This is a genomic window from Anoxynatronum sibiricum (assembly GCF_039414295.1).
Lineage (GTDB): Bacteria > Bacillota > Clostridia > Peptostreptococcales > Tindalliaceae > Anoxynatronum > Anoxynatronum sibiricum.
Window position 1 is genome coordinate 40,866 of the sequence record NZ_JBCITM010000009.1, and the last position, 22,054, is coordinate 62,919.

At 45.4% G+C, this 22,054-nt stretch carries 21 protein-coding genes; all 21 read right to left on the bottom strand.

Features of this window, described 5'->3' with window-relative positions; translation table 11 throughout:
• Window position 1 precedes the first annotated feature (1 nt).
• Window positions 2-943, bottom strand: a complete 942-nt coding sequence (locus tag AAIG11_RS10000) for an NAD-dependent epimerase/dehydratase family protein (RefSeq protein WP_343186109.1) — start codon at window positions 941-943, stop codon at window positions 2-4.
• A 12-nt stretch (window positions 944-955) separates the two neighbouring features.
• Window positions 956-1,894 (bottom strand): NAD-dependent epimerase/dehydratase family protein, encoded by a 939-nt coding sequence (locus AAIG11_RS10005; protein WP_343186110.1) that lies wholly within the window; start codon window positions 1,892-1,894, stop codon window positions 956-958.
• Window positions 1,895-1,937: 43 nt separating this feature from the next.
• Window positions 1,938-3,854 (bottom strand): asparagine synthase (glutamine-hydrolyzing), encoded by a 1,917-nt coding sequence (gene asnB, locus AAIG11_RS10010; RefSeq protein WP_343186111.1) that lies wholly within the window; start codon window positions 3,852-3,854, stop codon window positions 1,938-1,940.
• Window positions 3,854-4,783, bottom strand: a complete 930-nt coding sequence (locus AAIG11_RS10015) for a class I SAM-dependent methyltransferase (RefSeq protein ID WP_343186112.1) — start codon at window positions 4,781-4,783, stop codon at window positions 3,854-3,856. The genes asnB and AAIG11_RS10015 overlap by 1 nt, the downstream gene beginning before the upstream one ends.
• Before the next feature lie 36 nt (window positions 4,784-4,819).
• Window positions 4,820-5,815, bottom strand: a complete 996-nt coding sequence (locus AAIG11_RS10020; protein WP_343186113.1) for an NAD-dependent epimerase/dehydratase family protein — start codon at window positions 5,813-5,815, stop codon at window positions 4,820-4,822.
• Between the two features lie 11 nt (window positions 5,816-5,826).
• Window positions 5,827-7,065: a glycosyltransferase family 2 protein gene (locus tag AAIG11_RS10025; protein WP_343186114.1), complete on the bottom strand. Its 1,239-nt coding sequence runs from the start codon at window positions 7,063-7,065 to the stop codon at window positions 5,827-5,829.
• 16 nt (window positions 7,066-7,081) lie between these two features.
• Entirely contained in the window at window positions 7,082-7,882 is an 801-nt protein-coding gene (locus AAIG11_RS10030; RefSeq protein ID WP_343186115.1) for a cephalosporin hydroxylase family protein, read from the bottom strand.
• Complete coding sequence (locus AAIG11_RS10035; protein WP_343186116.1) at window positions 7,872-8,930, bottom strand: class I SAM-dependent methyltransferase; 1,059 nt, start codon at window positions 8,928-8,930, stop codon at window positions 7,872-7,874. The genes AAIG11_RS10030 and AAIG11_RS10035 overlap by 11 nt, the downstream gene beginning before the upstream one ends.
• Window positions 8,884-9,771, bottom strand: a complete 888-nt coding sequence (locus AAIG11_RS10040) for an NAD-dependent epimerase/dehydratase family protein (RefSeq protein WP_343186117.1) — start codon at window positions 9,769-9,771, stop codon at window positions 8,884-8,886. Before AAIG11_RS10040 ends, AAIG11_RS10035 begins: the two co-directional genes overlap by 47 nt.
• On the bottom strand, window positions 9,768-11,006 hold the full coding sequence (locus AAIG11_RS10045; protein ID WP_343186118.1) for a methyltransferase domain-containing protein: 1,239 nt from the start codon (window positions 11,004-11,006) through the stop codon (window positions 9,768-9,770). The genes AAIG11_RS10040 and AAIG11_RS10045 overlap by 4 nt, the downstream gene beginning before the upstream one ends.
• Complete coding sequence (gene rfbC, locus AAIG11_RS10050; RefSeq protein WP_343186119.1) at window positions 11,003-11,566, bottom strand: dTDP-4-dehydrorhamnose 3,5-epimerase; 564 nt, start codon at window positions 11,564-11,566, stop codon at window positions 11,003-11,005. The genes AAIG11_RS10045 and rfbC overlap by 4 nt, the downstream gene beginning before the upstream one ends.
• On the bottom strand, window positions 11,551-11,835 hold the full coding sequence (locus AAIG11_RS10055) for a hypothetical protein (RefSeq protein ID WP_343186120.1): 285 nt from the start codon (window positions 11,833-11,835) through the stop codon (window positions 11,551-11,553). Before AAIG11_RS10055 ends, rfbC begins: the two co-directional genes overlap by 16 nt.
• A gap of 14 nt (window positions 11,836-11,849) precedes the next feature.
• Window positions 11,850-12,635: a CDP-glucose 4,6-dehydratase gene (gene rfbG / locus AAIG11_RS10060; protein WP_343186121.1), complete on the bottom strand. Its 786-nt coding sequence runs from the start codon at window positions 12,633-12,635 to the stop codon at window positions 11,850-11,852.
• Window positions 12,632-13,303 carry a sugar phosphate nucleotidyltransferase gene (locus AAIG11_RS10065; protein WP_343186122.1) on the bottom strand — a complete coding sequence of 224 codons (672 nt, stop codon included), beginning with the start codon at window positions 13,301-13,303 and terminating at the stop codon, window positions 12,632-12,634. The genes rfbG and AAIG11_RS10065 overlap by 4 nt, the downstream gene beginning before the upstream one ends.
• Window positions 13,304-13,518: 215 nt before the next feature.
• Window positions 13,519-15,144 carry a hypothetical protein gene (locus AAIG11_RS10070; protein ID WP_343186123.1) on the bottom strand — a complete coding sequence of 542 codons (1,626 nt, stop codon included), beginning with the start codon at window positions 15,142-15,144 and terminating at the stop codon, window positions 13,519-13,521.
• Between the two features lie 449 nt (window positions 15,145-15,593).
• Window positions 15,594-16,598, bottom strand: a complete 1,005-nt coding sequence (locus tag AAIG11_RS10075) for a UDP-N-acetylglucosamine 4,6-dehydratase family protein (protein ID WP_343186124.1) — start codon at window positions 16,596-16,598, stop codon at window positions 15,594-15,596.
• Between the two features lie 19 nt (window positions 16,599-16,617).
• Window positions 16,618-18,483: a motility associated factor glycosyltransferase family protein gene (locus AAIG11_RS10080; RefSeq protein ID WP_343186125.1), complete on the bottom strand. Its 1,866-nt coding sequence runs from the start codon at window positions 18,481-18,483 to the stop codon at window positions 16,618-16,620.
• Window positions 18,470-19,096: a hypothetical protein gene (locus tag AAIG11_RS10085; RefSeq protein ID WP_343186126.1), complete on the bottom strand. Its 627-nt coding sequence runs from the start codon at window positions 19,094-19,096 to the stop codon at window positions 18,470-18,472. Before AAIG11_RS10085 ends, AAIG11_RS10080 begins: the two co-directional genes overlap by 14 nt.
• A gap of 2 nt (window positions 19,097-19,098) precedes the next feature.
• The gene (locus tag AAIG11_RS10090; RefSeq protein ID WP_343186127.1) at window positions 19,099-20,538 is read right to left on the bottom strand and encodes a motility associated factor glycosyltransferase family protein; all 1,440 of its coding nucleotides are present in this window, start codon (window positions 20,536-20,538) and stop codon (window positions 19,099-19,101) included.
• Between the two features lie 182 nt (window positions 20,539-20,720).
• On the bottom strand, window positions 20,721-21,575 hold the full coding sequence (locus AAIG11_RS10095; protein ID WP_343186128.1) for a flagellin N-terminal helical domain-containing protein: 855 nt from the start codon (window positions 21,573-21,575) through the stop codon (window positions 20,721-20,723).
• A 250-nt stretch (window positions 21,576-21,825) separates the two neighbouring features.
• On the bottom strand, window positions 21,826-22,053 hold the full coding sequence (gene csrA, locus AAIG11_RS10100; RefSeq protein ID WP_343186129.1) for a carbon storage regulator CsrA: 228 nt from the start codon (window positions 22,051-22,053) through the stop codon (window positions 21,826-21,828).
• Between the last annotated feature and the right edge of the window lies 1 nt (window position 22,054).

Here is a 22,054-nt window from a genome sequence, read left to right on the forward strand (position 1 = left end):
GTTATTTCTCCTTATCTGTTGGCTGTTGCAGATGGCTATAAACATCTGTTATGCCGTAAGCATCATACCATTTTAGTTGGTTATTGATGGTATCCTCAAAAGTAACCTTAGCTTTCCATCTTAATATTTTCTCAGTATGCGTGGGATCCAGCACCATTACAGAAACATCGTCCTCTCCAGGTGGCAGGATAGGGACTTCTGGTGGTTCTATTCCCAGGTGCTGGCTGACGACGTTGTAGATGTCTTGAATGCTGTGACCTTCTCCTGTTGAAACATTGTACACGCCTGTGGGTAGATCCTCAGGTTCCAGCAGTTTATCCATCAGGGCAAGAAAATCGCTCATGTCTAGAAAATCCCGGATAGTGTCACTACAAAAACAGTTCTGGCCGTTTTTGAGGCGCTGGTAAAAAGTGGGAATAGGTCCAATGGCTAACCGGGGACCGCAGATATTTGCCATGCGCAGGGAGATAACTGGCAGGCCTGAACTCATCAAATAAGCTTCGCCAGCAGTTTTGGATATGCCGTAACTGGTAAATGGCGCAGTGGGATGGTCAATGGGTACTGGAATGCTATGGGGTCGCCCGTAGCAAAGAGCTGTCTGAAAGTTGATGATACGCTTAACCCCTTTTCGAAGAGATTCCCTAGCCACCAAAATAGCTCCCGTTACATTTGTAGCGACATCCTCCTGCCAGTCTAACGGGTCTTTGTACGCAGCAGCACTGTGAACAACTATTTCCGGCTCAAAAGAGTCAAAAGAGTGGGTCATCAGCCTTTCGTCAGCAATACTGCCTTCAGTGATGGTTAAACCAGGTACTTCTGAGAGCACTTCCTGCTTCCCTGTGGCAAAGTTGTCAATAACCAGGATTTCATGCCCGGCAGGAAGCCAATGTTCCACCATATTTGAACCCAAACACCCAGCTCCTCCTGTGATCAGTATACGCATGTTGTTCGCTCCTTACTTTTTATCGTCGTGCTTCAGGTGAGTATACCCTCCAGAGACACCAAATTGGCTGAAATACGCCACAGCTTCGCCAACCGTAGTCGCCAAGGAGGTGAACTGGATCTCTCCAAAGTCTTTGAAGGTACGTGTGGGGTCTAAAAGGATTGAGGGGGCATCGTCGGGTCCCAAATCACGCACCTCTGGTTCGGGATACTCGGTAAGATTCATGGCTTTCACCACGGCATCGTACAGTTCTGCAATGGCGATGTCTTTCCCAGACGAAAAATGGTAGGCTCCGTGGCCGATGCCATCACACGCCTGTAGCACTGCGCGAGCCAAGTCTTTTACGAAAACAAAATCCCGCCGTGCCTTGGTAACAAAGCAGCGTTTCCCCTCAGACAGGCGTTGGTAAAAGATAGGCAGGGGACCACTGACGTTTCGGGGTCCAACTACGTTGGCTAATCGAAACGTCACATAATCAAGGCCTGATATTTCCAGAAAATCCTCGTTTGCTGTTTTGGTGATGGCGTAGCTGCTATTAGCTGGGAATTTGGGATGCTCCAATGTGATGGGCTGCTCTAAGGGTTTGACGCCGTAGCATAGGGCTGTCTGAAAATATATGAAGCGCTTAACGCCATTGTTTTTGGCTGCATGGATGATATTGGCACCGCCAACGCAGTTGGTCAGGCTGTCGTTGTACCAGTCGTCAGGATCTTTGTATGAAGCAGCGGTGTGGACGACAATATCAGGCCCGAAGTCCGAAACCACCCTGTTCACCAGTCCATTATCTGCAATGGTGTCAATAACCACCTGAAGGTTTGGATGTTCTTTAAGATGTTCTCTCCTTCCAGTGGCCAGATTGTCGATGACTAGCACCTGATCGCCCCGTTCAAGAAGCATCTCGGCTACGTGCGATCCAATTTGACCGCAACCGCCTGTAATAAGTATTTTCATTGCATTCATCTCCATTTCTTCGATCCCTTCATATCTTCTCTTATCATTTCGCTATCAAAGAGCGAAAATGTGTCTTTTTATCATGAAATTCCTGCTGCCAGAGTTCCAGGCAAAGAAGCCCCCAGATATTCCGGCCAAACTCCAGTTCTCCATCCAGCAAATCAAGCACTTTTTTGTTATCTACAAAGCGACGCGTAAGTGCTTTTGATGAAGAAAAAGTATCTTGCACAAAATCTCTTGCTTCTCCTTTCATCCACTGGGTGAATGGCGTGGGAAAGCCCTTCTTATCTGTGCGTTCTGTTATTTTTTTCGGCAGATGGGGCCTGGCAACCTGGTGCAGTATATGTTTCATGCGGCCATCCTTAATTTTAATGTTTGCCGGCATGGTGGCCACCAACTCCACAAGCGGATGATCTAAAAATGGGACCCGCGATTCCACTCCCCATGCCATTGACATTCGATCTTCCACCTGTAGGAGGGCAGGAAGCAGTGTCTTGAAATCAAAATGTGTCATCTGGTCCAAGTAAGATTCTTTCCCCACGTTTTTTCCTTTAAAAATAGAGCGAAATGTTTCGTATGGAGAATACTCACCCAGCTCTTCCCAGCGGATTTCTTCTCTCAAGTCAGGCGCTCTGTTGACCAGTCTAAAGTATCTTTTGTCCATCTCATCAAAGAGTCCTTCCCTCCAAAACTTTTTTAGCATAGGTTTGTAATCATTTAAAGCCGTCAGGTTGGGTATGATGGACTCATAGGTGAGTACAAAACTCGGGCTGTTCATAGTGCCTTCGATGGCTCCTTTGATACACTGTTCAAAATAGGCCACCAAGTAGCGAGTGTAGCCACCGAATATTTCGTCTCCCCCTTGTCCTCCTAAAACAACCTTCCGGTACTGGGAAGCTTCCTGAGATACAAGAAACTGTGGCAGAACGCCTGGCCCTGCAACGGGATAGTCGAGATGATAGATGACTTTTTGGATGTGTTCAAGAAAATCAGCACATTTAATATCACGCACTTTTAGGTCGAAACCGCAGTGCTCTGCAAGGGTTTCTGCGTAAGGACTTTCATCAAAAGACTCGCCATACTCGCTAAAGCGACCGTTAAAACCCATCATTCGATTTTCTGGAATCAGGTGAGCAGCCAAAGATGCAATGGTGCTTGAATCCAGCCCTCCAGAGATGTAGGCTCCCACAGGAACATCGCTTTTCATGTGAAGGGTCACTGTTTCGGTGAGCAACTCAGTAAGCCGTTCCATAAAATATTTCTCAGTATGGTCGAAGTCCAGATTATAATACACTTCCCAGTAACGATCTATCCTTAAATTTCCATCCCTTACTCTCAATTGGTGGGCGGGGGGCAATTCTCGTATTCCATTAAAGAGCGTTTTTCCTTCAAGGCAGAACTGGAAAGTCAAGTAATCCTTTAATCCCTCCACGTCCGTTTCTATATCTGGTACGAAAGGAAGAAGGGCCTTGATTTCAGAAGCAAAGTACAGCACATTGTCCACTATCGTATAGTAAAAAGGTTTGATTCCAAATCGGTCGCGTGCACAAAAGAGCACCTGCTTCCTCTCATCCCAGAGGGCGAAGGAAAACATTCCTCTGAAGCGATTTATACAAGACTCTCCCCATCTTTCATAAGCTCGGAGAATCACCTCTGTATCAGAAGCCGTGCGAAAAAGTTCTTCCCCGAGCTCTCTACGCAACTCCTGATAATTATATATTTCACCGTTGTATACAATCCAGTTCCCATGACCATCGGTCATCGGCTGTGCAGCTTCGGGAGAAAGGTCAATGATGCTCAGGCGGTTATGGCCTAAAGCGATAGAGCCGTTCTTATGTACCCATTCACCAGAACCGTCGGGTCCTCGGTGGCGTAGAAGAGTGTTCATGACCCTGATGATTTCTTGATTGTTTGGGACGGGGTTGTTCGTGATGTTTTTTACTCCCGCAATGCTGCACATTATGTCTCTCCTCCGTCGGTCTTCTCAAGGGATTGTTTTTCCAATTGATAGCACGCATCAATCCCTGCCACAACTCCATTATGCAAAGGAATCCCTTTTTCATTAAATGTCAACTCAGATAAAAACACCCTGTGTTCTTCAGCTAAACGCCGATCCTCAGTTGCCTCCAAGCGCTTTCCGATATACTTCATTTCTGTCTTCGAAATCGCTGCTCCTTTAAGTTTTCCCTCGAATCCATGCGAACGCATCAGAGAAATAAAATCACCCGGTTTGTAACAATTTGATATAGGACAATTCTCTCCATCTGTCGAACGTCGAAAAGCTTCAATTATAGATTTTTCTTTAAATTTTCCTTGTTGAATTTGAAGAATATATGCCACGTATAAGTGAACCCATATACTTGAGTAATTATAGACCATCACTGAAATTTGGCCATCATCTTTCAATATGCGGTGAAGTTCGTTCAATATAGCACCTAAATTAGCACAATGATGCAGTACCCCCGATGTATGAATGTAGTCGACCGACTTGTCTGGCAACGGAATATCATTCTTGTTCTCATCTACTTGCATAAATTCCGCATTTTTGTTGTGTAATTGCAACCTCCTTTTTGCAGCTTCAAGTGCTGTCGGCGAAACATCAGCTGCAATAAGTTTTTTTACATTCGAATACGTTGCAAAGCCCACAACGTCATTACCGGGACCACAACCATAATCAAGTACCACTTTGCCATCCTGACCATGCACAGGCATCAAATCAATATATCCTGGATACTGGTCATTGCGCCAGTGAAAATGCTCCAACGACTCTTCGGCAGATGTGAATGCTTTATTTGCAACCATATGGCCTGTCCAGTAAGCTGCTGACCCCTTGTTTGATACAATGGTATGAGTCGTGTTCGATTTGATATCTTTCAGCTCTCTATTCAAAGAGCATTCCTCCCTCTTGATGTGACAAAAATCCACTCATTTATTACTTCTTTTAATAGCCTCTTTCCGCCATTCGATGAGATTTCTCAAACCTTCTTCCAGTTCAATTTGTGCTGTGAAGCCAATTTCCATTTCTGCTTTCTCAGTGCTCCCAATTCGGTTGGTTACAAATGTCTGGCCTGCTGATTCGTACTGAATATCAAGATCGGACCCGGTGATTTTTAAAATCATTTCACAAAGCTCTTTGATGGTTGTTTTGGTGCCTCTTCCCACATTATAAAAAGTGTCTGTCTCATCCGCCTTAAGGGCACAGATATTTGATCTTGCCACATCGGATACATAGACGAAGTCATAGGCTTGGGAGCCATCTCCGTACACAATGGGAGAAAGTCCCTGATCAATGCGATCCAGAATCTTCATGATAACAGCCACGTAGGCACCTTTGTAATCCTGGCGGGTACCATAGACATTCATGTAACGAAGACCAGCGTAGTCCAACCCGTACCTGTCATGGTATGCTCTGCACATTTGCTCCCCAGCAATTTTGGTGGCACCATAAAAAGTGCGGTTGTTGTAGGGGTGTTCTTCTGACATAGGCAGTTCAACAGCATCTCCGTAAACGGATGCGGATGATGAGTAAATCAGTTTTTTGATATTGTTTCTGACACAGGCTTCCAACACGTTAAAAGTTCCCTGAATGTTGACGTCAAAGGCAGCACGTGGATACTCGTAGCACTGAAGGAGCCAAAGAGCCGCCAGGTGAATGACGTAATCCTTCCCCTTCATAGCACTGTTTAATATGTCTGTTTGGGTAATATCGCCACCAATGTCATATATGCTTACCCGCGGATCTTTCAGGGCAATTTTTAAATTATCATATGTACCGCGACAAAAATTGTCATACACGACGATTTCTGACACATCTTCTTTAATCAGTTCTTCCACCACATGAGATCCGATAAAGCCTGCACCACCAATTACTAAACATTTGCTGCTCTCAATATTTGGCATAAGACCACTCTTAATTTTCATTCTGAATGCTCCTATCGTGATTGTTTAGTAATGAAATGAGTTGTGTGATTGTTCAAAACTCCATCTATAGTCCTGAAATACATGCGTTTTCGAGATGATACATCTTTGTGAAATATTTTTGTCGCTCTCATAAAAAAGCGTGCTACCTCTGTCTTTTTAATAATCGGCTTAATGTTTCGCTTCAAATCTCGGTGTATAATGCTTAGGTATATAATATACCTATCAAACCAGGTCAAGCTAAAAATCTTGTCCTTTAACAATTTCAACTGTTCCTCTTTAATGTGAGAGTCTGACCACCCGTCCGGCTCACGTACTAAATCTTCCCAAATATATACTAACCAGTTTCTTTTTTTAAATTCAAATGTTAAATTGCACCTTCCTTTAATAGCTAAGTAGTCCCTTGCAACCATATTATTCGCAGAACGATACGCTTTTGGTACTAAAAGTTCTTCAAATATTTGGTCATTATTGAAACTTTTCAGGAATGCGAGCGCATGTTTATCGTTCCGAGCTACGTTGCCTCCATTTGATAAGTCTGTCCTAATGTGAACTATCCCAGGATCAGAGAGTTCCATTGCAGATTCAACCAAAGATAGTGCTAAAACCATGGAGGTATAGTCAGGAGCTATAGCGTGAAAGAGGGCGCCAGAGTGCTTGATGATTTTGTGGCAGAGAGCTGCTTTGTATGCTCCAAAGCATATTTTTCCTCTAGTGTAATGGGGGGGATCTTGCTCAGAACGCGAGCACCTGGCCAAGCCCTTCTTTGAAAGTTCTTCTTTGCAGTTAAAGGGTTTGTACTTTTCGCCGCTTGAGACACTACTGGTCTTTTGGTGATAAATGCCCGTTCCAAAGTAGTTGGGGAATTTAATTGGCGAATAACTATTATCGATCCAATTGACGATGTCCGGGCTCATTTCACTGACACAGTGATGTGTGCGTTCTAGCGTATCCGGAAGAAGAAACATTTTATCTGTCAAATAAAGTATGTACTCGCCTTCAGTGTAGCTGAAAGCTCTATTCCAATTTTCAACCATATTAAGGCATGACTCTGTTTGATTGTACTTGATATTCAGCTTCCATGTTTCAGCAGCCCGCTCACATATCTCTTTGCAAGATAACGCAGGATCTGTAAAGTTGTCCGAAATTACTACTTCAAAATCTTTGTATGTTTGCCTTGAGAGAAAAAGCAATGCCCTCTCAATAAATTGAGGGCGATGGTGCGTTGGATACACAATAGAAAAACTTACCATTTTTACTCCTCCGGAATCAAATTCTCCTCAAATATCCCTCTGGTGCAACAGTGATCACCAGCTTGTTCTCGATCATTTCATCCAGTTCATACTTGAGGGGTAATCCATCGGCTGCTTTTCTACCCTCTTCGGTCAGACGACGAAAGTACTCACGCACAGCCGTCTTCGGGTTGTTGCCAGGGCCCCAGGGGCGATCTGGGAACATTTCTGCAGGCATATTCTCAACTATGGTGTCAAAAACAACACAGTAACTTCCTCGAGTGGTGAGAGGGGCATACGCTTCCAGTTCTGCTAACACGTGCTCATGTGTGTGATTGGAGTCCAGCATAACCAGAATTCTGTCGTATTTGGATGCGATTTTGTGCACCTTCTCAACGATCTCCGGCGAAATACTGTCTCCTTCGATCATCTCAATTTTATGGGCCAACGGATGCGCTTCTATTGCTGCTCTATTATGTGGACGTATCTCGATGTCGAGACCAAGAACACGGCGTTGGCTTATCTTAGGGTCCAAAGATTCTCCTGTTACAGCGGCGTCGCAATAATCCAGCATCGCTAGCATAGCAGCGTTCATCACCAGTGAACCTCCGTGAGCGATGCCTGTTTCAATGATCAGATCAGGTTTGATAGACCATATCAGTTCCTGCACAGCGACCATGTCCTGGGGGTACTGGATGATAGGACGACCGATTGATGAAAAGTTGTAAGAGTAGTGAGCCAATAAAGATTCCTTCATCAAGTCATGAGCAGCTTTCTGTAAAGACCTGTTTGCTGAATTTGATATAATTCTCTTTTGAACTTCTTTTTTAAAAGTCATTATCTATCCTCCAATATTGAAAGCGCTCTCCAGCCACGTCATATATCTCTTTGGCGTAGTTCGAGTTCATAATGAAAATTGTCGAGCCATCAGGCAAACTTTTCAAGACTTTATCTGGTGATGAGACTTTCAAACCGGTTCCACCCAAGTACTTCCCTTGTTTTGCAGGATTGATATCTATTATATGCTTGATTTCAGCACCCATCCGCTTCATGAAAAGCGAGAATATGACTCCCTTCGAGGCTCCTCCCCAGACTACATATGTTCCTTCAGGATCTTCTTTCACCATGTTAGATGCAGAATACAAGCCTTTCAAGAAATCATCTGGAATAATAGCTAGTTCTCCCCGGAAAACTGGTGCTTTCAATGTAGAAAGGTCGGCGAGCACATAAAGATACTGCCCATTAAATAAGTGTCCCGACTCGTAAATTTTTCCAAACATGCGGACAAAGTCATCTTTACGGAAATAGTTGACGTGCTCGTAAAAAATATCGAACCATGCACGATTGTGACATATCCAGTCAAAACACGGAACTTCAATGTAAATCATTGCATCAGGTTTTAAGGATCTGATCTGAAATAAAAATTCGACAGGGTTAACAATATGCTCTAAAACATGGCGTAATATAATCCCGTCAGCTTTGATAGAGATCTCCGGGCCGTAATACATCTTTTTTATAGCAGGATTATCACCTTCGTAGGAAGGGTCGTAACCAATAATATCAAAACCCTCCGATGTAAGGTGTTCCAAAAAATACCCTTTTCCGCAACCAATTTCTACTAACCTCATGCCTTTCCAATAATGTAAAATGATATTGCCTACTTCTTGCAAATGTTTGTTGAAAATGGCTGAACTAGCCTGTTCATTTTGATATGACGAATCATAATGCATAAGTGCTTCATCAAAATCGGAGTTGAATATCAGTCCCGTGTTTGTGTCCTGGACCAACACAACATCCCCTTTCGGACATTTAATCGCAGCCACTGGTGAATCATACATCTTATTTTGAAAAACCGGCAACCGATCTACACGGAATATCGTTTCCATTTTGATCTCCTCTCTCAAATTTGGAGAGCTTCATTCCATCTGACCAGAAGGCCATTGGTTCATACTTCGGGTATTGAAAATGTCCCAGATTAAGCTTTATTTTCCATTTGTTCTCGTATATCCATCTTTCCACCATCGTTCGCATTGACACAGGCTGACCAGATGCAATGTTGAGAATGCCAACATTGGCCTCTTCCTTGGCAAGATCAACAATATACGCGGCTGCTTTTTCGATTGGTAGATAGTCACGAAGCTGCTCTCCACCGGACATATTAAAGTACTCTTTACCTCGATGTACAGCCTCTCGCAACTGGGAATAAATCGAGTTTGATGACTGCCCCTCTCCGTAAAGATAGAAGAGACGACCCCATGTGAAATTAAATGGATGTTGTTGTTGAAGATATTCCAACTGGATACGCAACGCATTCTTAGCATAACCATAAGATGTTGAGGGACGTGCTTCGAGTTCTTCCTTTAAAGGGCCGTACTGCATTCCGTACTCAAGACAAGTGCCAGCAACAATAAGAGTTTTCAACCCTTCTTTTACGAGCAATGATAAAAAACGATATTGACTAGGCAACTCTGTCTCAATGTGATGCATCGAGTTATAGTTTGGTAGTCCTCCCCAGGCAAGGTGAATGACAACATCAGGCGATCCGATAGAAGCAAGCACGCCTTCTTCCGCTTCAGAGATGTCCATCTGTCGGATATCGCAACTCCATTCATCTGGTATTTTCGACATGTTGCGTGCAACCGCAACCGTCTCAACAGGGTGTCGAGTTAGCTCCGCAATAACGTACCGTCCAATGTATCCAGCAGCTCCCGTAACAGCAATTTTCATTCTGCACCTCCTCCGATTTTCTGAACAGAAGGCACCGCGACGTAAAACTCGCCACCCCATTCACGGATGTACCCGTGCTGTTCAACAATCTCATCTGCAATATTCCACGGTAACACTAATACTGTATCCGGTTTTCTCTTTCTTAGCTCATCCGGGTGCAGGATCGGGATATGACTCCCTGGCAGATACTTCCCCTGCTTAGAGGGGGCTGCATCACAGACATATGGGATCATGTCGGGTTTTATACCAGCGTAGTTGAGAAGGGTGTTTCCTTTGGCTGCGGCACCGTATGCGGCGATTTTACGTCCAGATCGTTTCTGATGCAGAAGAAAAAGAAGTAGATCGTTCTTGATTGTCTCTGCTCTATGTTGAAAGTCAGCGTAAATTTTATGGTCGGACAAACCAAAACGCTCTTCAATATCAAGGAGCATACGAACATTTTCCATGGTGGGACGTAAATCGTTTGAATGGCAAGCATGGATTCGAAGACTTCCACCGTGCGTTGGCAGTTCCTCCACATGGAAAATACGGAGATCCCCAGAATTAAGAATACGCATCGTCGTTCCCAACGATAGGTATGAATAGTGTTCGTGGTAGATGGTATCGAACTGTGCGTGTTCTATCAGGCGCATGAGATGTGGAAATTCCAAGGTGATGGTACCACTAGGTTTAAGTGCGATTTTGAGTCCTGCGACGAAATCATTGATATCGGGAACATGAGCAAAGACATTATTGCCAATCAGTAGGTCCGCCTGTCGACCTTCATTCCGCAATTCTTCCGCAAGTGTTTGTCCAAAAAAGCGTCGAAGCACGGGGATGCCGAGAGCCTCTGCAGCTTCCGCAGTGCTGGCTGTCGGTTCGATACCCAAGCAAGGAATCTTGCGGGCAACAAAGTTCTGTAGGAGGTATCCGTCGTTGGAAGCAATTTCGATGATAAAGTTCTCCTGTGTCAGTTTTAGTTCGTCGATGATTGCAATGGCGAAAGAAGCAGCGTGCTCCAGCCACATTCCAGAGACAGAGGAAAAGTAGGCATAATCGTGGTTGAAAAGTTGGTCGGCTTCGGCATAGTCCTCTGTCTGGACGAGTCGGCAGTTGTCGCATACTTTTAGCTTCAGCGGAAAGGACAGCTCTGGTGAAACCAGGTCATCTTCCGTCAAATAGGCGTTGGAAGGAGGCGCAAATCCCAGGTCAATAAATGTACGCTTCAACTCTATACCACAGTGTCTGCACTTCATAAAGATACCCCCGTATAGGTCGACAATATGAGCGGGTGGCTATTGTCTTTATCTGAAAGGTCTTTGAGAGGTAGTGGCCATTTTATGTCAAGCACTGGATCAGTAGGCCGAAGTCCTGCTTCACTTTCCGGTTGGTAGAACTGCGTATGTAAATAGAGCATTTCACTTTCCTCCTGAAGTACTTGAAAACCGTGGGCACAGCCTTCGGGGATGACGAGCATCCTGGTGGTATAAGGGTCAAGTTCTTCGGCGTGCCACTGGAGAAATGTTGGAGAGTTTTTGCGCAAGTCAAGAGCCACATCAAAAACTCTTCCCCGAAGACAGCGCACCATCTTCATTTCGGCATGAGGGGAATGTTGAAAGTGCATGCCTCTTACCGCTCCAACTTCCCTCGTTTGAGAGTGGTTGATTTGGACGATGCGCCTCTCTCCGAGAACAGTGGCGAGATCATCTGCGCAGAAAAGACGAGCGAAGGATCCCCGGTGGTCTTTAACTGCTATTGTCTCAATCACAGAGACACCCTGTATTGGTGTTTGTCTTATCGTCAGTCTTTCACCCATGTCATTCCCGCGCCGACGGCATCCTGAATATAGCGTTCCAGTTGATCATCGGTGCGAACTTCCCCCTTTTGTAAAAAAGAATGATACCAAGAAGCCGTATAAAAAACAGTTTTTTCAAGTGACCATACTGGACGCCACATCAGTTCCCGATGCGCTTTTTCGCTGTCAAGAGAGAGCTCAATAGCCTCATGGGGCTTTTGCTGGTTGGAAACATCTTTCCAGAGCACTTCAGTGAAGTGAGATTCAAAGAGGTTAAGGATGTGACTCACTGTGTTGTTCTCTTTCAGATCAGGACCAAAGTTCCATGCCTGGCGAACTCGCTCTTTCCTTCAAAAAGGTGTGCCCCTAAGAGTAAGTAACCGCTAAGGCAGTCCAACACATGCTGCCAGGGGCGAGTCGCTTCAGGCGAGCGGATTTCAAGCGTCTCTTTCGTTGTGATAGAGCGTGCAATATCAGGAATGAGGCGATCTTCAGACCAATCGCCTCCACCGATGACATTGCCAGCACGAGCAGTGGCGGTGAGCGGCATGCAAGATGAGGCAAAGAAGGATTTTTGGTAGCTGTCGACAGCCATTTCACACGCCGCCTTTGAGGCGCTATAAGGATCGTGTCCACCTAATGGATCAATTTCAAGGTAGCCGTTGGGGCGGCTCTGCTCTTGGTAAACCTTGTCTGTGGTGGCAACAACGAGAGCGCGGACGCATTCGGCCTGGCGGCAGGCTTCCAAGAGATTAATCGTTCCCATAAGGTTAGTGCTCCACGTTCCCGTGGGATCAACGTAAGAAGCACGGACAAGAGGCTGAGCTGCCAGATGGAAAACAATTTGCGGTTTTTCTATGGTGATAACCTCTACCGTACTACGAAGGTCTCGGATGTCGCAACGGTACTCGCGCACATTAGTTCGGAGCAAACCCCAGTGGTTAGGCTCAGTTGCAGGGTCAAGGGCCAATCCAATGACGTCTGCGCCAAGATGAACCAGCCAGCGAGTGAGCCAAGTCCCTTTAAACCCAGTATGACCAGTGACGAGGACTTTCGTGTTGCGGTAGATTCCTCCGTATTGCTGTATCATTTCCACATCCTCCAAGGTGCTTTCCCTAAGCTCCACAGCTCTTCCAATTGGTTCTTTTCTCTTAGGGTGTCCATGGGCTGCCAGTAGCCATGGTGTAAATAGGCCATGAGCTGATTGTTTGCTGCCATCTGCTCCAATGGTTCCCGTTCAAGGCTGGTTCTGTCACCTTCTAAATAGTCGAAGATTTCTGGTTCCATGACAAAAAAACCACCATTAATCCATGTGCCATCACCCTTTGGCTTTTCCATGAATGCGCGGACAGAACTGCCATCGTACAAGTCGAGGGACCCAAATCGACCAGGAGCCTGAACAGCAGTGACAGTCGCAATCTTTCCGTGTTGCTTATGAAAGTTTACCAACGCAGCGATGTCGATATCAGCCACACCGTCCCCGTAGGTCAATAGGAAGGTTTCATTACCTATGTAGTCACGGATTCGTTTGACGCGGCCGCCTGTTAGCGTATTCTCGCCTGTGTTGACAAGACTCACTCGCCACGGATCAGCAGCATTTGAGTGAAACTGAACATCATTTCGACAAAGGTCAACGGTGATATCGGACATGTGCATGCAGTAGTTCTCATTGTAGCTGTCCATTGCTTGTGAAAGCTTCGGTAGCAAGTACGGCAGCGAATCTTCCTCATTGAATGCCGGTATTAGTAACCAAATCATCTGCGTGTCTCCTTTAATAGGTTGACTGAGCTCTCAACCCAACATGCCTCTCAGTGATTTCTTGATTTGTTGTGACGATTGCAAAATATCGAAAATTATCAATCCATTCTTGATTTAACATCCATATTTACCCAGTTATTAATTGTAGCAAGGCATGCGTGAACTCAATGCAAATTTACTGCAGTTGAGTCTTCTATTTCATGTAACTGCACTATCTACTTCTTGAACACATTGAAAATTCTGTACCCTCTCTTAGCTTTGATTGCACAATTTGAACTATTTCCAAATTCTATGACTGGAATGTCAATTGCTTTCGACTTATTGCTCGCTATATAGCCTCTGTAAGATTCCATTTCTTGCTTCAAAGCACCCTTAATATTTTCACAACTTATGAAAACAATTTCTCCCTTCAATTTAATAACCGATAACTTTTGTATTACCATATGCTCCTGCTGCATACTCCCATTGTTTTTCGTTGTTAAAGCATTGATTCCAGCAAACTTCATTTTCGAACTCGATACGACCCAATTTTCAATTGGAAATCTGGCATTTCCAAAATACTGTAAAACGAAACCGGCCCATTTTTCAAAGATTTCTAATGATGCATTACGCAGTTCCAGAGGCACTTCTTTATTTTTGCTAAATTGAAGTCCACGCTGGCAGACTCTCAATTGAACTCCATTCTTAATTGAATCAAGCCAAGTTTCTTCACCTATTATGTACGATTGAGTATAACACCTTTTTGATTTGATTAAATTTAGACTCTCATCGCCAAACCTTTTGGATATGTGGAGGAGGGACCAAAACTCTTCTTCAACAGATTTATCTTGATGCAAGTTAAGACAAGGTATCCAGTTTCCAGACGCTTCAACCTGCATGCACACCATCGTTTCACTATCTAAGTCTACGGGAATTTCCCATAAGGCTGTCACATCTTCATACTGTCGATCTTTCATCACATGCTCAGCCGTGCACGTTAACGTCCCATCCTCATTCACAGTCACTGCTCCCGCCAACACTTTTGGTTCTTCCAATAACAGATCTCGAACAACCTTGTGGGAAAACTCTACATAATCCCGTTGTTCATTGATCTTATATACATCTGATTTTTCCTGATCGATGGCTTCATGAAAATCCAATCGGCCTGTTGCGCCAATCTCTTCCAGGAGCCCTTCTTTCAAACGGGTGATGGAAATATCATATATCACCGAGGGTTCAATGAATTTCATTCTTATTGTGGCAAAACTGGATGTGTCAATCTTGATTTGGTTTTCAACAGGCTGCCATTCATCTGAAGATTGCTCTTTCTGATACTCAAAGGCAACATGCTGGGTATAGGCAGTTTTTACCTCGATATATTTCAAATCAATTTCAATGGGTTTTAAGTGGATGCTCCCGTTCCGTCCACCGACGCCCATTGCACTTAACAGTCGGGGGATGGGGTCAATGGGGCTCATTAGTTCTGCCTGACGCAACACTAGAACCCATGCCAATTGAGGGCTTGTGATAGATGCAATGAAATCCTCCATCACCGGCACACTTGTTTTCTCCAAGTCATCGCCCCACTGAGTCATGTGACGCTTACCGTCCAAAGGCAGCAAGGTCATGGAGCGAAGGCCATTGGAAAGTGGAAAGGTTTCCTCATCCAAATTAGCCTGATGGTCTTTAATGGGCAGGATGGAAACCCGATCTGGTTGAAGCTCCATCAGATAGCGAAAGTGCAGTTTTTTCTCTTTCATAGCTTTCAATGGTTGCTGTTCTGAAGGCCTCGGCGCTTCCATTTCTTCACAAAGGTACCACTGATGCTGAATATTGGCACTTAGTGAACGAAATCCCCACACCTCTGCTCCTCGGACGCAGGCATTGAGTGCATCATTTTTCACATAGTAAACATTATACCGATCATGGGGTCGTGCCTGATCCGGTTTCCATCCGGGTCTGCTGGCAGAAAACTTCACAGGAAGGGCGGCATCAACTTCTTCTCTGGTTAAACCTTCTGCCAGAAGTTGGCAGTCTTCTGTCTGGTAACCGCCTGTCTTATTGTAAAAATACTGGAGGTGGCCTTGGCTGTTGACATAGAACTGGGCACCCTTGCTTTTGCTTGTATCAATATCCTGCTTAAAATCAATGACATGCAGTAGATAGTCTTTTTCTTTGATTGCCGCGTAATACTGATCCAATTGTTCCTGAACATTGTTGTGGGCCATCAAAACACCTTCTTTGAATGTTTTCTTATCTTCAAGTATCATTTTCAACTTCTCAAGTCGTTAACCCTCGAGAGTGTGGCAACTTACTCAGCCGATGTGCCTGCCATCATGTCCTGAATTTCCTTCAATGATAATAATGATTCCATACTGGAGGAATATGATTGGATTTTGCGCTCTGTCTCTTGGGAAACCGGCTTCATCATGGGCCGAATACAGAACATGTCTTCATATTCCACCGCATACAGAGCTTCATCTTCCGTCATCAGCTCTTCATACATTTTTTCACCTGGTCGAAGACCGGTAGTTTGAATGGTGACGACCGAAGGGTCAAGTTGCAACTCTTGGCAATAATACTGGATAGCTACCTGGGCCAAGTCTCCCAGTTTGACAGCAGGCATTTTAAGCACAAAAATCTCCCCACCTCGGGCAATTTCGCAGGCCTTACGGATGAGGGTCACAGCCTCTTGCAAATGCATGAAGAAGCGGGTCATTTCCGGCTCAGTGACGGTAATGGTTCGATTTTTTTGAATTTGCTCTTTCCAGAGGGGCAGCACGGAGCCCCGGGAATCGAGGACATTGCCAAAGCGGACGGCGGCAAAGATAGTCTGGTCATGACCTTTGGAGTAGTCGGCGGAGGAAATAAGCCGTTCTGCCAGCAATTTGGTGGCTCCCATGGTATTGGTAGGGGCAACTGCTTTGTCGCTGCTGGTGTAGATCACCCGCTCCACCTTATTTTTCAGTGCGCATTCAATGACGTTTTGGGTACCCATCACATTGGTCTTCACCGCTTCAAAGGGATTGTATTCACAGGCAGGCACGTGTTTGAGAGCTGCGAGATCAAAGACGATATCAATGCCGTTCATAGCCCGGTCCAAACGGGCTTCATCTCGCACATCTCCCAGAAGGAAACGCAGGTTGTTGTGGGCTTTCATATGATGGCTCAGTTCTTCCTGAAGGATAAACTGTTTGTACTCGTCACGGCTGTATATACGAACTACACGGGGGGCGTCTTTCAGAATATCGCGCAGCAGGGCTTGCCCCACTGTGCCGGTGCCGCCGATGATGAGAATACTTTTATCTTTAAACATTGCACCCCTCCTTGACTCATTATATGGGAGTAACATCTTTTGACTGGTCAAACATCACCGTAAATGAAAGCAGTTTGAGAAGGGCTGGTTCCAACTCTTCTTCGACGATGGCAATGTGTGGCGCTATTTCTTCATGAGCTTTTTTAAGTGCTGTCAAATAATGCCCGAAATCGTCATGAATTTGGCGGAATTTTTCCTCCGGCTGCGAAAGACCGGCAATGTGATCCAGTCGGCGGGCAAAGGCTTCATGGTGAACTCTTATGGCTGGAAACAGACATATCTCATTATATACATTGGTATCCATTTTATTCAACCACTGGTCAATGCGGGGCAGCAATGCCTGCAGCAACGACATATCTGAAGACGAAGTGGTGATGAGTTCATGTATTCTGGACAGTATGCGCTCCATTTCCTCCAGCGCCTCCTGGAATTTTCGTTTTTCTCGCTTCAGCTTCTCCAGCCGTTCCTGAAAGTGATTGGCAAGGTATGGTTCATGATTATCTGGCAATAGTGGTCTGGTGGCTACTTCTGATTTATATAGTGTGGTTTCAAGCAGTTTTTCCATTGGTTGGTACTGGGTTCCTTTTATGGCCGCTCCCCTTCGGGTGGTGTTGATAAGATCCAGTCCCGGCATACCTTGAATGGCTATTTCAAGGTTTGTTTTCATGGTCAACAAGCCTCTGTTGGTGGTGAGCATTTCACCATCAACACTCTCCACCTCCACGTCACCGATGGCTTGAAGCTCTTTTGACCTCGCCTCACCAATGGCTGTATCTGCATAAACTTTATCGTTGAGATAAGCCAGGTTTTGGCCAGTTAGAATAATCGGCGAAAAACCAAGGTGATATAGAAGTTGCAGCGTCACAATGGTCACCGAAGGCGCATCATTTATCACAGGCATCTTGGCGCGTAATGAGGGCTTTTCAGGCTTGAAAAACCAGGGACTGGTGAAATCCTGATTTACCCAAAAATGAGCCTTGGGGCCGGGAAACAGGTCAGGTGTTTCATAGCCAACGGAGGTGCCAAAGAGTAGCGGAATATCGGTGATGCCTTGCTGACGAACTTGGTTAAAGACATTATAGTTGCTTCCCTGTGGATCGTAACTCACAACAGCATCAGGCCGAATACCGTAATGCAGCAATGTGCGATTGGCCGAACCGGCTGCAAAAATGTATGCCTTCTTTTCGGTTTTGATTTGACGAATGACCTCCAAATCATCCATCAGTGATGGTCCAGCTGCTACGATGAGAGCAGGGATGTTTGGAAAGGCTCCCTGTTGTTCCATGATGTTTGGTGTACTCATAATGTGGGGGATATTTCGAATGCTGTTGATCATCCACCGCGTTCGGTAATGTTGTACCACTTGAACATCTTGGCGTTTACGATTCACTGCCTCTCTCAAGCGGTTTTGCAATGCTTGGTAGGGCTGTGGGAACAGCTTGGGAATGCCGGATGAAGCAAGAAACGAGAAATAGCCATGACTATCTCTAAGTACCGTGTTGACAAATTCGTTCATGGTTAACGCTTCTTGACCACCCTGAATCGCCCGTATTTGCGGGCATTTACGGGGAGAAAATACATGATGTGCAGAAAGCGCCTTTAGCATTCTTTCTTCAGGTTCGAAAAGATAAAGCTTTTTAGTGGGGTATCTCTCCAGGATATGCTTTACAAAATAGCCAATTCCAATGCCAAAAATCACCAAGCAAGGCTGCCCTTCGATCGATGCAGCCTCTTTTTCCAAAAGTGCCAGTGCCTCCCGTTCAGGATCGTATCGGCTGTGCAGGTATTGCCTGCGGCCATTCATTTGAATGCTGGCTGTCATCTGACCATTTCGGGCTTGTTCCACTTGAATTGCGTAATCTTCGGGACTATTAGTGAAGCTCATGGTCCGGCACCTCATTGGGTATTTGCGGAATCATTTCAGGAAGTTTTTGCTGCATTTCTTTAAAGACGGGTTCCACCTCATAAGTAAGCAAGTCACCCACCAACACATGATCTTTGTTCTCAAGGGCTTCTGAGAATTCTCTGATGATTTCATCCAATCGATAAATGTCTTTCAAATATGCCTCCCAAGAATCTGAAGCCATAATAGCGTCTTTTTGTTGGCGCTCGTCCATTACCTGTACCGACTGAATGATCCATTGCAAGCTCTCAAAGAGTTCTGAAAGCTGTGTCCAGGCTTCTTTATCCGGTTCCTGATAAAAGGCTTCTCCCAGCTTTTCCAGAAGCGGAGTCGCGTTGTCCAGGAAATCCTGAGTGGATAACAGCACTTCGGAAATCATCGTCGCCAGTGTTTTTACCTTCACTTCCACCAACTGGATGCGCTCCCATCCATTTTCCATTGACTTTTGCCAGTTTTCAGCAGGTACGCCGTCAATTTCAACATGGCGTACAATGATATCATTTTCATTCATGAAGGACTGGATCTGCTGAATCACTTCTTCCAATGTGGTCTTGTTTGAAATCTGGTGTGTTTGATTTCCCATCTGAAGAATCACGGTTATTCACTCCCCTGATTACGGAATTTAACAGTAAACGTCATTGTTTGAAGGTGAAAAGTCTCCTGAGCAACACGATGAGCGATGACTTCGCCCGCCCATACCGGTAGTTGCTGAATCGATTGCATGCGCGTTGCCAGCGAATGAGGTTTAAGGTGTTTTTGTAAAACTTCTTTCATTGTTAGCTGCCAGGTGCCTTTGATGCGCGCCCCACCTTCAGTGGCATTGATGCATTGAAGTTGAGGTTCCCGGTGGATACGGCTTTCTATCCAGTGTCGATAACTATTGAGGTTGTTCGTAGTATATACCAGATCGCCATGATATCCCGTAATTTTAGTCAGCATCTCCTGATGCTTAATGATTCGTGAAGAAGCTGCGCTGGAATGGGTTTGTCCATTTAACAGGGCTAAATCCTGCCCGGTCAAAATGATTGGATTGCATCCCCAGCGAATGGCTACGTCCAGAGCGGCAGTGGCCACTGACCCGCCTGTTTCATTCAGGGGCAGCCCCAGTTGACTGGCAGTATGCTCTGCAGGTGGGTGCCCTTTTTGAAAGACCATTAATCGACTGCCTTGGTGGCGCAAAAAGGCGTTTTGATCACATGTTGAAAGACCAATGAGAGGTATCTCCAACCCCAGACCCTGCAATTGGTTGCGGTAGACAAATGATTGCCCGTCGGTAATCATAGTGAAATCTGGGGTGATGCCCTCTTTCAGCAGCGCTTTTGTTGCTCTACCCACCGACAATACCAGTGCATAGCGCTTTGCTTCGTGAATCGTATGTATCGTGTGATCAAGGGATGGACCCGCTGATACCAGTATGAGGGGAACATTTTTCAAGATCTGATTCAATTCTGCGGCATATCCGTCACAATGCAGGATATTTTCAGCAAAGTTTCGGTGCAGAAAGGACAGGTCCTGGTTGATGTTGGTGAGCTGATGCTGATACTGGTGCAAGATTTCTTTTAGGGAGTTCAGTGATGGATCCAATATTTTTAGCGCCGGTGGATAAATCAGCAGCTTGGCATTCGCTTCGTTGGCGTAAAGGCTGATGGTTGAGGCAATGGCCGGCAGTTGCGTGACAAGATGGATGGAAATAGAGGGATTTGACAGCAATGCTTCCAGAGATTTTTCATGAAGACACCGCATAAGAAGCCTTGGGTCCGACTCAATGACAATGATTTTTGCACCACGCGCCATCATGGACAGGGCATCAATATGATAGCCGAATCCCATTCCAAAAACAATGTAGGTCTCTACTCCAGGAGTTGCGTGATTTGCAGCCCAGGTGATCCCTTCTTTTTCAGGATCATAGCGACTGTGGTAATAGACGGTGTCGGCGCACTTGATGATGGGTATAGGTGCTCCTGTTTTTTTTGACAACGCCACCTGATAATCACTGGGATGAAGACTGTCACCTAAAGAGGCCTGTGTATTTTTCAAGATTCTGGTGATTTGTCCGTATTCATCGGGATTCAGTCTATCTTTCAGTCGGTGAAGATTTTGAGTGTATTGAGAAGACACAGCGCCTCATCCTTAATGATTCAATTAACCGATGATTGATTGATGGTAAGTGGAAAAGCCAGAGGATAACCTCTGGCTTTTGTTTTTGCAGCTTGGTTAGTTTATCCTAACAGTTGCAGTACGTTTTGTGGTGCCATATTTGCCTGTGCCAGCATGGAAGTAGCGGCTTGTGACAAAATGTTCTGTTTAGTGAACTCCATCATTTCTTTCGCCATGTCGACGTCGCGGATACGGGATTCTGAAGCTTGCAGGTTTTCAGATACGTTATCCAAGTTTTTGATGGTGTGCTCAAGACGGTTCTGGATAGCCCCCAGCTTGGAACGCTCTGCAGATACCTGACGGATACCACTCTCAATTTTAGTGATGGCCATGTCAGCTGCTGTTCGGGTGGAAATATTGATACCAGTACCGGAAACCTGACCAGCTACTGCATTTTCACCTTGAACGCCAAGGCTTTCAGCCGTCATTGACTTGATGTTAAGGCTGATGTTTTGGCCGGAGTTGGCGCCGATGTGGAAGGTCAAGGCTGTTGTTGCTAATCCGCCGCTCAACAGTTTTTGGGTGTTGAACTCAGTATTGTTGGCGATACGTGTCAGTTCTGTAGCCAATTGGTCCATTTCGTTTTGAAGAGCGGTTCTGTCAATGGATACGTTGGTATCATTGGCAGACTGAACAGCCAGTTCACGCATTCTTTGCAGAATGGCATGGGATTCGTTCAGGGCACCTTCAGCAGTTTGAATCAAAGAAATGGAGTCTTGCGCATTTCTGGAAGCCATGTTCAAACCACGGATCTGGCCTCTCATTTTTTCGGAGATGGAAAGACCGGCAGCGTCGTCACCAGCGCGGTTGATTCTGAAACCGGATGCCAGCTTTTCAGTAGCCTTTGCTACAGAGTTGTTGTTCAAGCCCAGTTGACGGTGGGAGTTCATAGCCATCATGTTGTTATTAATTCTCATTGTTTATTCCTCCTTGAATTGTGGTTCCCGCTGCTGCATCCTTGCAGGTTGCGGTAGATGGGTTGATAAGGTATAATGCATGTTTTCCGGCCGGGAAAACGGGTGTTGCAGTACTGCTGATTTGCTTTTCATAACATTTATCGTCTGGCGTGATGGATACTTTAGAGGTTGCATGAAAAAAATTTAGAGAAATTTTCATGGAACACAGAAAACCACCCGTTCCTGCTGGATGGCTTTGTCTGGAAAATAGCTATTTGGTTTTCATCATGTTTTTCAGGGCATCGGTATCGGCTGAATAGCCAGCTGCTTTTTGATTCTCTTCCTGGATTTCCAGGTACACTTCTTTGCGATAGATGTCCACATCCCGGGGGGCTTTGATGCCGATTTTCACCTTGCCGTCTTCAATGCCCAGCACTTTGATTTCGATATTGCCGCCCAGAATAATGCTCTCTTCCGGTTTACGGGTGAGTACCAGCATG